Origin of the sequence: Arundinibacter roseus (assembly GCF_004348825.1) — a bacterium.
GTDB classification, from domain to species: Bacteria; Bacteroidota; Bacteroidia; order Cytophagales; family Spirosomataceae; genus Arundinibacter; species Arundinibacter roseus.
Map to the genome: position 1 here is coordinate 1 of NZ_SMJU01000030.1, position 11,480 is coordinate 11,480.

The following is an 11,480-nucleotide window of genomic DNA, read 5'->3' on the forward strand; positions in this document are numbered from 1 at the left end:
CTACATCTTGTGCTTCTCTTCATCATGTCAAAGAACGGCGCTTTAAGTCTCCTTAAAACTAGTGGCAAAACTCGTTCGTCTTACCCGTTTCCCCGATTGGGAGTGCAAAGGTGCAAGCCTTTTTTTTAATTTCCAAATTTCTTGTTAAAATTTTTCGTCTTTTTTTGACGAAGTATTTTCAAGTTTTAATTTGGTTGAGCAAGCTTTTTAAATTCTTGTTCGTTGGCTGCATGCTCTGTTTAATCAGAAGCGTTTTAACACCTTGCTTTTATTTCTATCTGACAAAATTTCACTAAATAATTTATGCCAGAATAGCCCTTATTTCTAACAGATGAGGACTTTTTGAATTCCCTGTCTCTGTTTGGGAGTGCAAAGGTGGCAGTTATCTTTTTAAGTTGCAAGCGACCTTCAAAGAAAAATTTGTATAAACAAGTAACTTATTGATTTTCAATGGGGAATATTTTCACTATTCATGAAAATATTTTTTTACACCCTTTATCTTGATCTTTTTCTGGTATTTCAGTGTCAATTACGAGGCGCGTTCGTCTTATATCATCTCGATCTTTTTTGAAGTTATTAAAAGGAAGAGACTCGCACGGATTTCGTACGAGTCTCTTTTACGTTTGGAAGATTATTCTCTTCCTGGCTACATGTAGGTTTTTAAGCGCCGCAAGCTTCGCAACCTTCGGGGTCATCAAGCGAGCACTGCATATCAGAACGATTGTTGCGTTCAGCAGGTTTTACCTGTTGTTGATGGTCATGGGCGTATTGGGTATAATCCAGTTCTTTTTCAGCAACGGAAACAACAGCGGGTTGAATTTGCGGTTCGGCTTGCTTCTGTACCGTAAATTGTACTGGATCTGCGGCGGCTCTTGTACGCAGATAATACATTCCTGTTTTCAATCCTTTCTTCCAGGCATAGAAATGCATCGATGTGAGTTTGGCGAAGTTTGGTTCTTCCAGGAAAATATTCAATGATTGGGACTGGCAAATGAACGCACCACGATCGGCTGACATATCCAGGATCGTACGTTGTTTGATTTCCCACGAGGTCTTATACAAATCTTTGATATTTTGTGGGATACCTGGGATGGGCTGAATAGACCCATTGGCCATAATCAGCTTGTTTTTCATATCCTCATTCCACAAATTCAATTTCACCAGATCTTTTAACAGATATTTATTCACTACCACAAATTCTCCTGAAAGCACGCGCCTTACATATATATTAGATGTAAAAGGCTCGAAGCATTCGTTGTTCCCCAGAATCTGACTTGTAGAGGCTGTTGGCATTGGTGCCAGCAATAAAGAATTGCGAACGCCGTACTTTACAACTTCTTTGCGTAGTTTTTCCCAGTCCCAGCGGCCACTGTCCGGCGTGACTCCCCACATATCAAATTGGAAAACTCCTTGTGAAATTGGACTTCCAGCCCAGGTTTCGTAAGGCTGCTGCTCTTTTGCTAATTCCATAGATGCTTCCATAGCACCAAAATACATGGTCTCAAAAACATCTTTATTTAGTTTTCGGGCTTCATCCGACTCGAATGGCATTCGCAGAAGGCACAGTGCATCGGCCAGGCCCTGAATACCAATTCCGATAGGCCGGTGGCGTTTGTTACTCTTTTCGGCTTCGGGTACGGGATAGTAATTCAGATCAATAATTTTATTGAGGTTCCGCGTTACTACTTTGGTTATTTCGTATAACTTCTGATGGTTAAACCGGGAGAAGCCATCTTTTTCTTCCTCTACAAACTTTGTAAGCGCAATAGACGCAAGATTACACACGGCAACTTCATCTGCTGCGGTATATTCCATTATCTCGGTACAGAGATTGGACGATTTGATCGTTCCCAGATTCTTTTGATTGGATTTACTGTTGGCGTGATCCTTATAAAGCATGTAGGGTGTGCCCGTTTCTATTTGAGATTCGAGGATCGCAAACCATAAATCCTGAGCTTTAATCGTTTTCCGGGCTTTGCCTTCTAATTCATATTGCTCATAAAGTTTTTCAAATTCAGCGCTGTGAGTATCTGAAAGGCCGGGACATTCATGGGGACAGAATAAGGACCACGTATCGTTAGCTTCAACCCTCTTCATAAATAAGTCGGGAATCCACATAGCATAGAATAGATCGCGCGCGCGTTGTTCTTCTTTTCCGTGGTTCTTTTTCAAGTCCAGAAAGTCAAATATGTCCGCATGCCAGGGCTCCATGTAAATTGCAAAAGAACCTTTGCGCTTTCCCCCGCCCTGATCTACGTAGCGAGCCGTATCATTAAAAACACGCAGCATAGGAACAATTCCATTGGAAGTTCCATTGGTTCCTTTGATATAGCTGCCGGTTGCCCGGACATCATGAATGCTCAGGCCAATTCCACCGGCTGACTGAGAAATAAGCGCACATTGTTTAAGTGTATCATAAATACCATTGATACTATCTTCCTTCATAGTGAGCAGGAAGCAGGATGACATTTGGGGCTTTGGAGTTCCGGCATTAAAAAGTGTCGGAGTAGCGTGAGTAAACCACTTTTCTGACAAATAGTGGTATGTTTCGATAGCCGAGGAAATATCTTCATGATGAATCCCGATAGCCACTCGCATCAACATATGCTGAGGGCGTTCGGCGATTTTGCCATCTACTTTCAGCAAATATGATTTTTCAAGCGTTTTGTATCCAAAATAATCATAGCCATAATCACGGTCATAAATAATAGTCGAGTCAAGTAGAGCGGCGTTGCGACGGATGATGTCATATACTTCCTTAGAAATAAGGGCAGCGTTTTCTCCTGTTTTAGGATCCACATAGGTGTAGAGCCGTTTCATGGTAGCCGAAAAGGATTTCAGCGTATTTTTATGGAGATTGGAAATAGCCACCCGCGCTGCCAATATAGCATAGTCGGGGTGCTTGGTGGTCATGGAGGCGGCTGTTTCTGCGGCTAGATTGTCGAGTTCCGCGGTCGTAACACCATCGTATATACCGGAAACCACCTTTTTTGCCACCTCGATGGGCTGAATATAGTTGGCTTCCAGACCGTAGCTGAGCTTTTCGATTCGTGCGGTGATTTTATCGAATTTTACAGACTCTCTTCGACCGTCTCTCTTGATTACATACATGGGCATTGTATACTTTTTTGTCAGTAGTGTTAAATTAATTTTGGATCTTCCTGTGGATGGAGGGCTGGGAGTTTTCTCTGAAAAATTCCATGAAATAACTGCTTTACCGGGAAAAAAACAACCCTTTTTCGGATGGACTTTTGGGAAGACTACGAAAAATCTAATCCCTATCAGTGTTATTAAAATGTTAAGATTCTTATTCCAAGTACGTTACAAAAATCAAGCCTATCAGAATAATACCACAAATATTTTTTCTTCAAATTTTCTTGTATAAAACTAATAATCAATCAGTTATATTTTAGAAAATTCAGGATTCGATTTTGGGATATTGGAGGTTCAGATTCTGATGCTTTCGCAAACTTACGCATAGAGCGACTCTATAACTTTTAGGGCAAGGGAAGGTTTTGGCCTATACTTTCTGAAAATAGCAGGACTATTATCTGGAAGTTACGAAGAACCGCTGAATACTCAAAAAGCTTCATGGGTGTAATAACCAAGGAATTGATTAAACGGTTTCACACAAAAAATAACAGTGAGAATTTGGGAGATTTAGAATTAAGTCCGTAGTTTTGCAGTCCTTTTACGAAAATCGCAATCAACACATTAACAATAGATACCGATGAAAAAAGATATTCATCCTAATTACCGGGAGGTCGTATTTTGGGATCTTTCCAGCGATCATAAATTTATTACCCGCTCTACGATTCAAACCAACGAAACCATTGAATGGGAAGATGGGAAACAATATCCCGTGTACAAAGTGGAAGTTTCTTCCCAGTCACACCCTTTCTATACAGGAAAGAATGTATTGGTAGACACCGCCGGCCGTGTGGACAAGTTCATGAAGCGGTACGGAAAGAAATAATTCAGGTAGGATCAATTTACGATCCGGTCAATGAAGGCAGTCTCTTTGCAATTTCTGCGGGAGTCTGCCTTTTTTTTGCCTGACTCGATAAAATAGGCGAAATTTGAATGAGAGATTCGACCATCTTTGGAAGTTTTGGGAAGTATGATGTCAGTTGTTTTATTTGATGATCCGCATACTCGCCGGCAACTCTTGCCGTTTACTTTTACCCGCCCAATCAGCGGCATTCGATGCGGGATCCTTACGCTTACCGAGAAATGGAGCATGTGGCTCAAAACTACCCCGTTTTTTCTGACAGAAACGTATTTAAGCCTCCTCTACCCCTCTGCTCCAAATTCGGCTTCTTACCTATACATTAACGGAAGCTTATGTCCTGACCCGACCCTTGTGCAGGCGATTCTTTATCTTCCCCTCGAAAGTCAGCTAAGAAATCCACAGACGAATCAACTTCTGGCGGTTCGAACCGCAACTGCAAACTGGACTCCTGACGACTCTCTTACCAAAAATCTTGACGTTCAGCTTTTTGAGGAGCCTTACACATCCATCGAGCAGCTGTGGGATATTTTTTTGAAAAATGGAGATCAGCTTCGCATGGATTACGCTCAATTAACAAGCGATCGTTCCAGTGCTGCTATTTCTGACGAATTTACCCGCTGTTATAAGTCTGAAAATATTTTTCTGGAAGAGGGAGTTACTATTCGGGCGGCCATTCTGAATGCCGAAGGAGGGCCAATTTATTTGGGCAAAAATTCCGTTGTAAGTGAAGGAGCAATTATACAAGGGCCTTTTGCTCTTGGCGAAGGAGCCGTCATTGGTCAGGGAGCCAAAATACGACCTAATTGTACCATAGGTCCTTTTTGTAAAGTGAGCGGAGAAGTTAATAATTCTATTTTATTTGGATATAGCAACAAAGCCCACGATGGCTATTTGGGAAATGCCGTTTTGGGCGAATGGTGTAATCTGGGCGCGAACACGACAAATTCAAACCTTAAAAATGATTATACAACCGTGAAGCTTTACGACTATTCCACCCGAGCACTGGAAGATTCCGGTCAGCTTTTTTGTGGGTTGTTTATGGGCGATTATACCAAAGCCGGTATCAATACTCTGTTCAATACCGGCACTGTGGTAGGGGTTAATGTCAATGTATTTGGAGCTGGTTTTCAACCCAAGCATATCCCTTCTTTTACGTGGGGGGGACAAGCCGAAGGTTTTTCGACCTATCGCTATGAGAAGGCTCTTGATGTAATACAAGCAACGATTGGGCGGCGCCAGCTCACTTTGTCCGATAGGCAGCAGGACGTTTTGCGCCATATATTTGAACAAACTAAGCCCGATCGGACCTATTAATCAGAAGGTGCGGGAGGGCTGCTTCTGAAACTGAAATTCACTGTGCTCTTTAATCAAACACCCGGTTTAGAAGAAGTTAAAACCACGCTGCGGCGATCGGTTGATCAAAGCCATGTAGCCCATGCTTTGCTGTTTGATGGCCCGGTGGGCGGCGGGGCCCTGTCGCTGGCACTGGCTTTTGCAACTTATGTTAACTGCGAAAACCGTCAGGAAACGGATGCCTGTGGTCATTGTGCTTCATGTGTCAAAATGGACAAGCTCGCTCATCCTGACCTTCACTCGATTTTCCCTCTTCCCCGCGCACCGAAGGAAGGAGAAGATTTAATGGCAGAGCTTACACCTCAATGGCGAAAGTTTATTCAACAAAGCCCTTTCAGAACTTTACAGGACTGGCTTACGTATATACAGGCGACTCAAAATCAGCAAGGAATCATTCCGATAAAGGAAGCCCGTGGAATCATTACCAAGCTATCTCTTAAAGCCTTTGAAGCCGAATACAAAGTAATGATGGTGTGGCAACCCGAACTGTTGAATCAACAAGCCTCCAATGCTTTACTTAAAATCCTGGAAGAACCGCCTCAAAAAACGCTGTTCTTACTTGTAACGGAGCAATCGGATCGCTTGCTTACCACGATTCTTTCGCGTACGCAGCGGTTGCAGATTCCGGCTTTTTCTGATCAGGATGTGCGCAATTATTTACAGCAACATCATGAAGCAGACAGCAGCCGGGCCCGGCAGATTGCCTACCTTTGCGACGGCAATTTGTCAGAAGCACATCGGCTCCTGCTCGAACAGGAAGACGATCGGTCCGCGTGGTTTACCGATTGGATGCGCTCTTGCTACAAATACGATTTGTTGCAACTCGTTAAGCTGGCGGACACGTTTGAAGGTATGGGAAAAGAAAGACAAAAAGGGTTGTTTGATTATGCCCTGCGATTATTTAGAGACATGATTCTGTGGACACAAGGCGCTGGCGCCCTGTTGCGTGTACCGGATGAGGAACTTGATTTTGTCCAGAAATTTTCAAAGGCCGTACCGGCTACATCCTGGGAGCCTATGATTTCGGAAATGAATGACGCATATTATCATATTGAACGAAATGTACGCGCCAAGATCGTATTCCTTGATTTATCCCTGCATGTTTCTCAATTATTTCAGCGAAACTGATGAATAACGAAATCATTCTGCCTAAAAAACGGACAATAGGTGCTACCGAGGTTGTCAATTTCCCAGAACTTGGCTGGTACGATGTACCTGCCCGCGTTGACACCGGCGCGGCGACTTCTTCCATTCATTGTTCCAAAGTCAAAATAGTAGAAAAAAACGGTCGGCCTCATCTAAGCTTTTTCCTGGATGTACAAAAAGGTGCGCCGCGGGAAGCATTTTCAGTAGTTGATTTTACTGAGAAAACCGTAAAAAATTCCTTTGGCCATGCCGAAAAAAGATATGTCATAAAAACCCTGATTGTTGTGTCAGGCCGAAAAATTCGTACGCAGTTTTCGCTTGCTGATCGCCGCCGGATGAAGTTTCCGGTACTATTGGGTAGAAAACTCCTGAAAGGGCGATTTGTAGTCGATGTCTCCTGAAACCTGATCTGTAATAAATACAGGCAATGTGGCTGATAAATAAAAACGAATACCATCGACATCTACAAAAATCCCTACGATTTAACAAATAGACTTTCTTCTTGGAAAGCTCATAATATATGAAAATAGCCGTTTTATCCACTGACCCCACACTGTATTCCACCAAACGTTTAGTGGAGGCTATCACCCAAAAAGGGCACGAAGCCGTAGTGATTGACCACGTGAAATGTTTTCTGCTGATCGAGGGAGAAAACCCTGCGATTTTATATAAAGGAACAATTATTGAAGGCGTAGACGCCGTCATCCCGCGTATTGGTACATCTGTGACGGCTTTCGGCTGTTCGGTTGTTCGTCAGTTTGAACTCATGAAGGTTTTTACAACCGTCAAATCACAGGCGATTACCCGGTCGCGAGATAAACTTCGCAGCATGCAGATTTTGGCAAAAGCCGGTGTGCAGATTCCCCGGACTGTTTTTGCTAAAAATCCGGCTCAGGTCAATGATCTGATCAAAATTGTGGGCGGCCCACCGGTTGTTATTAAACTTCTGGAAGGTACACAAGGAGTAGGCGTTGTGCTGGCAGAAAGCGCCAAAGCGGCCAAGTCTACCATCGAAGCATTCTTTGGTTTGAAAGCAAATTTTCTGATTCAGGAGTTTATTGCGGAGTCAAAAGGAGCTGATATCCGGGCTTTTGTGATAGGCAATAAAGTGGTAGCGGCCATGCGAAGGCAAGGTGCAGAAGGCGATTTTCGGTCGAACCTGCACCGGGGCGGAGAAGGCCGAGCGATTGTACTGACTGAACAGGAAGAGCAGGCCGCCCTTGGCGCTGCCAAAGCGTTGGGCGTAAAAGTCGCTGGCGTCGACATGCTTCAATCAAATCGCGGTCCACTGATTATGGAAGTAAATTCCTCCCCCGGCCTGCAGGGAATAGAAAAAGCAACTGGAATTGATATTGCAACCCTGATTATTTCTTACCTCGAAGAAAAAATCAAAACCGATGAGGGCGATACGGTTGGCGTCTAGTTTTTAATTTTGAGAATGGGCACGGCAATCGAAATCTTAAACGCCGAGACCAAAGCTATTTCATTTACGATATAAGTATACAAGCATGACACCTATAAAAATTGGAACCCGTGGCAGCAAACTGGCCCTTTGGCAAGCCTACTACGTACAGGAACTCCTGCAAAACGGAGGATTGTCCACCGAAATTATTACCATTGAAACCAAAGGTGATCTGATTTTGGATCGTGCCTTATCCAAAATTGGCAGCAAAGGCGTCTTTACCGAAGAAATTGAGGATCAACTACGCACAGGCGCAATTGATATTGCGGTGCACAGTGCCAAAGATTTACAGTCAGATCTCGGGCCTGAATTTGAAATTCTGGCATTTACAGAGCGCGAGAAAGTCAACGATGTGCTGGTAAGCCAAAATACAACGCTAGCCCTTTCGCAGGATGAGCCCTTTGTTATTGGAACATCGTCGACCCGGAGAATAGCTCTGCTCAAACATTTTTATCCGCATATCAAAACCGTAGATATGCGCGGCAATCTGCAAACGCGCCTTCGCAAACTGGAAGAAGGCCACTGCGATGCACTATTGTTGGCCTACGCGGGTGTACATCGCATGGGGTATCATGATAAAATTGCGGAGTATCTTTCGCTACATCAATTTACTCCGGCCGTAGGTCAGGGAACCGTCGCAATTGAGGTTTCTGTTTCAATGGATTATGCAAAAAAACAAGTAGTTCGATCTCTGTTAAATCATGCAGAAACCGAGTTGAGACTTCGCGCCGAACGGGCTTTCCTCAAAACCTTACAGGGCGGATGCAGTGTACCGGTTTTCGGTTTGGCTACAATTGATCCTCAGTCTATGAGTATTACCGGAGGTGTGGTAAGTTTGGATGGCCAAGAAATGATTCGCAAAACTATACAGGGAAGCATTCAGAGTAATCCTGAACAATTGGGGATTTCGTTAGCGGAGTCTTTACAACTTGCCGGAGCCGACCGACTATTGGCCGAGATTCGAAGTCAGCAGCATTAGATTGATAGGTAGTTTGACTGCGAACTACCTATCAATTTGATTATCTCCCAAAATCATCCTGCACCCGAACGATATCGTCTTCATCCGAGGGCGCTTCGCGATCGGTATGTTGCCAGATTTCGGCCACTACACCGTAGCCTTCGGTGCCAACAAGCCGATGACGTTCGCCGCAGGCCAAATTTACGATGTCGCCCACAGCAAGAGTTTTCAGATCGGTTTCTTCGTCCGTATCCGAAATAACTACCCCGGCAACGCCACCAATAAGTTTCCAGATTTCAGCACGTCGGTGGTGATATTGCCAGGAAAGGCGCTGCTGAGGAGCTACAACCAATATCTTCGGACTTAATTTTTCGTATCCAGAAAAATCTTCCAGCGAAAGGTGCGGAAAAAATGCTTCGATGAACTGAGCTGCCTGACTCTCGTCCAGTACGAAAAAACCTCCCCAGGGTCGGGTGTGATCTTTACTGACAACCGAAAATCTTTTTTCGTCAATAAATTGCTGAACACTTTCAAATACCTCAGACCGGCTGTTCGAGCTGTTAAGTCTCATATTCAAATGGAGTTGAAGGTTTAATACTACTACGCAATGATTAGTTTCCGTACAACGGTTACCTAATACAAAAGTAGTACCCTGTTTTTAATAAATCAGGCAAGAGCTGTATTTAGTAAAGGTATTTAACTTAAAAAAATCGCACTACATCGTCAAACCCTTTATACTCCGGGAAATCGGATTTTTAATGAATGCTTTATTTTATGAAACCGATTTTTACAATATAGCTATTACTTTTTACACATTATTATAATACTATTTTATCAGAGATTAGTCAGAAATAAGAAACAATTAAAAAAAATATTGGTACTATTCCAATAACTCAACTCAAAAAAGCTTTACTTTTGATCAAATTATTCATTTCAGGAATTATTTAAGCCTAATGATTATTGTATTAAAATGATACAATAATTGCTATTGTCCTATCATTTATCATCAATACAGCTGTCATGAGTGAAGTATATCACGAGATTACTCCCCTTACTCAATACGATTGTTTCACTATTTTTTCCCGAAAGAAAACATTTTTTGATTTCCCTTTACATTATCACCCTGAGTTTGAGCTCAACCTGATTGTTGGTGGTAAAGGTGTAAAGCGTATTGTAGGCGATCATACAGAAGTTATTGATAATCTGGAACTTGTGCTAGTCGGAAATCAGCTTCCTCACGGATGGTTTACGCATCAGTATGAGTGGCACGAAGGGGAACCTGAAATCTACGAAATCACAATTCAGTTTCATCGGGATCTTTTTGATGAAAAATTCCTGAAACGCAATCAACTATATTTTCTTCGCATGTTGATGGAGCGGGCGGCCCGTGGTGTTAGTTTTTCAAAAGAAACGATTGAGCGCCTGCTGCCACGGCTACAGCAACTGCCCGAAAAAAGTGGGTTTGATTCCGTTTTGGAACTGATTTCTATCCTGCATGATCTTTCAATATCGCGCAATATGCGGATGCTTTCCAATAGTACCTTTACCGACAATGCGATTAACTACAATAGTCGTCGAATCGAAAAAGTTTTTTCGTACCTGCGCGATCACTACGAAAAGGATATTTCGCTGGAAGAGGTTTCAAAGCTCGCCGGAATGACGGAGGTTTCGTTCAGCCGATTTATTAAAAAACGGACGGGTAAAACCTTTATTGAAAGTCTGAACGAGATTCGCCTTGGACACGCCTCTCGGCTGCTTATTGATACAACAGAGACTATTGCAGAGGTAGCTTATAAGTGCGGTTTTAACAATTTGTCTTATTTCAACCGTGTATTTAAGAGTAAAAATGGCTGCACACCCCGGGAATTCAGGGACAATTATGCCGGAACCCGAACGTTTATTTAACACATTGTCTATTCTATTTTTAATGGCTCACTAAACCTTTATGCCAGAAAAGCATCCAACAAACCGGAAATAGTAAATAACCTTAAAAAATGTTGGCTATGAAAAAGTTAGTTGGAATGCTCGTACTAATGCTCCTGTTTGGAACCGGCGCGTATGCACAAAAGCAAGGAATGAATCCTGAAAAAAGAGCGAAGAATCAGGTAGAACACATGAAGAAAGAACTGAATTTGAGCGATGAGCAAGCCACCAAACTGAGTGCGCTTATGCAGGAACAATCTCAAAAGCAGAAAGAATTGATGGAACAAATGAAGGCCAACCGCGAAGAATCCAAGACCAAAATGAAGGCTATTCTGACGCAGGAGCAATACATTCAGCTTTTGGAAAAACGCACGGAGCCCGGTCATCGGATGCGGCGCATGCGGGGTGGAGCAAAAAGCTAAGCATTAGTGATTAGATGCAGGGTTTTAAGCAAGAAAAGCCGTTGGGAAATTGACCCAACGGCTTTTCTTATGTATAATGTCTGGTCCTGAAATAGCGATACACAAACTGTACAGCTATGCAAGAGCAACCTGAAACTAAGTATGTTAAGCGAACCCAAAAAGATTACTCAATGTCCTTTAAATTAGGGGTAGTCAAAGAGGTGG

10 protein-coding genes are annotated in these 11,480 nt (G+C 43.0%); 8 read left to right on the forward strand and 2 right to left on the reverse strand.

All coding sequences use genetic code 11. The features are described 5' to 3' along the window. Window positions 1-660: 660 nt before the first annotated feature. Window positions 661-3,111, reverse strand: a complete 2,451-nt coding sequence (locus EZE20_RS23755; RefSeq protein WP_132122522.1) for a ribonucleoside-diphosphate reductase subunit alpha — start codon at window positions 3,109-3,111, stop codon at window positions 661-663. Window positions 3,112-3,730: 619 nt separating this feature from the next. Between EZE20_RS23755 and EZE20_RS23765 the strand changes: the two genes are divergently transcribed. The 6 genes from EZE20_RS23765 (at window position 3,731) to hemC (ending at window position 8,952) form a co-directional block, all read left to right on the forward strand. Continuing rightward, on the forward strand, window positions 3,731-3,976 hold the full coding sequence (locus tag EZE20_RS23765) for a type B 50S ribosomal protein L31 (protein ID WP_132122505.1): 246 nt from the start codon (window positions 3,731-3,733) through the stop codon (window positions 3,974-3,976). Window positions 3,977-4,120: 144 nt separating this feature from the next. Next, window positions 4,121-5,326 (forward strand): putative sugar nucleotidyl transferase, encoded by a 1,206-nt coding sequence (locus EZE20_RS23770; protein ID WP_132122506.1) that lies wholly within the window; start codon window positions 4,121-4,123, stop codon window positions 5,324-5,326. 42 nt (window positions 5,327-5,368) lie between these two features. Beyond that, the gene (holB, locus tag EZE20_RS23775; RefSeq protein ID WP_132122508.1) at window positions 5,369-6,493 is read left to right on the forward strand and encodes a DNA polymerase III subunit delta'; all 1,125 of its coding nucleotides are present in this window, start codon (window positions 5,369-5,371) and stop codon (window positions 6,491-6,493) included. Then, window positions 6,493-6,912, forward strand: a complete 420-nt coding sequence (locus tag EZE20_RS23780) for an ATP-dependent zinc protease family protein (RefSeq protein WP_132122510.1) — start codon at window positions 6,493-6,495, stop codon at window positions 6,910-6,912. The genes holB and EZE20_RS23780 overlap by 1 nt, the downstream gene beginning before the upstream one ends. Before the next feature lie 119 nt (window positions 6,913-7,031). Further along, window positions 7,032-7,934 carry a 30S ribosomal protein S6--L-glutamate ligase gene (gene rimK, locus EZE20_RS23785; protein WP_132122512.1) on the forward strand — a complete coding sequence of 301 codons (903 nt, stop codon included), beginning with the start codon at window positions 7,032-7,034 and terminating at the stop codon, window positions 7,932-7,934. 85 nt (window positions 7,935-8,019) lie between these two features. Then, window positions 8,020-8,952 carry a hydroxymethylbilane synthase gene (gene hemC / locus EZE20_RS23790; protein WP_132122514.1) on the forward strand — a complete coding sequence of 311 codons (933 nt, stop codon included), beginning with the start codon at window positions 8,020-8,022 and terminating at the stop codon, window positions 8,950-8,952. Between the two features lie 40 nt (window positions 8,953-8,992). Here the strand turns inward: hemC and EZE20_RS23795 are convergent, their stop codons facing one another. Then, window positions 8,993-9,502 (reverse strand): cupin domain-containing protein, encoded by a 510-nt coding sequence (locus tag EZE20_RS23795; protein WP_132122516.1) that lies wholly within the window; start codon window positions 9,500-9,502, stop codon window positions 8,993-8,995. Between the two features lie 449 nt (window positions 9,503-9,951). Between EZE20_RS23795 and EZE20_RS23800 the strand changes: the two genes are divergently transcribed. Together EZE20_RS23800 and EZE20_RS23805 are read left to right on the forward strand one after the other, a co-directional pair. Further along, on the forward strand, window positions 9,952-10,836 hold the full coding sequence (locus tag EZE20_RS23800; RefSeq protein ID WP_132122518.1) for an AraC family transcriptional regulator: 885 nt from the start codon (window positions 9,952-9,954) through the stop codon (window positions 10,834-10,836). Between the two features lie 98 nt (window positions 10,837-10,934). Continuing rightward, on the forward strand, window positions 10,935-11,276 hold the full coding sequence (locus EZE20_RS23805) for a Spy/CpxP family protein refolding chaperone (protein ID WP_165933572.1): 342 nt from the start codon (window positions 10,935-10,937) through the stop codon (window positions 11,274-11,276). Window positions 11,277-11,480: the final 204 nt, after the last annotated feature.

What these genes read in the sequence shown, in the direction of transcription:
- EZE20_RS23755 (WP_132122522.1), bottom strand. Translation starts at nt 3,111, where the DNA reads ATGTATGTAATCAAGAGAGACGGTCGAAGAGAGTCTGTAAAATTCGAT.
- EZE20_RS23765 (WP_132122505.1), top strand. Translation starts at nt 3,731, where the DNA reads ATGAAAAAAGATATTCATCCTAATTACCGGGAGGTCGTATTTTGGGAT.
- EZE20_RS23770 (WP_132122506.1), top strand. Translation starts at nt 4,121, where the DNA reads ATGATGTCAGTTGTTTTATTTGATGATCCGCATACTCGCCGGCAACTC.
- EZE20_RS23780 (WP_132122510.1), top strand. Translation starts at nt 6,493, where the DNA reads ATGAATAACGAAATCATTCTGCCTAAAAAACGGACAATAGGTGCTACC.
- rimK (WP_132122512.1), top strand. Translation starts at nt 7,032, where the DNA reads ATGAAAATAGCCGTTTTATCCACTGACCCCACACTGTATTCCACCAAA.
- hemC (WP_132122514.1), top strand. Translation starts at nt 8,020, where the DNA reads ATGACACCTATAAAAATTGGAACCCGTGGCAGCAAACTGGCCCTTTGG.
- EZE20_RS23795 (WP_132122516.1), bottom strand. Translation starts at nt 9,502, where the DNA reads ATGAGACTTAACAGCTCGAACAGCCGGTCTGAGGTATTTGAAAGTGTT.
- EZE20_RS23800 (WP_132122518.1), top strand. Translation starts at nt 9,952, where the DNA reads ATGAGTGAAGTATATCACGAGATTACTCCCCTTACTCAATACGATTGT.
- EZE20_RS23805 (WP_165933572.1), top strand. Translation starts at nt 10,935, where the DNA reads ATGAAAAAGTTAGTTGGAATGCTCGTACTAATGCTCCTGTTTGGAACC.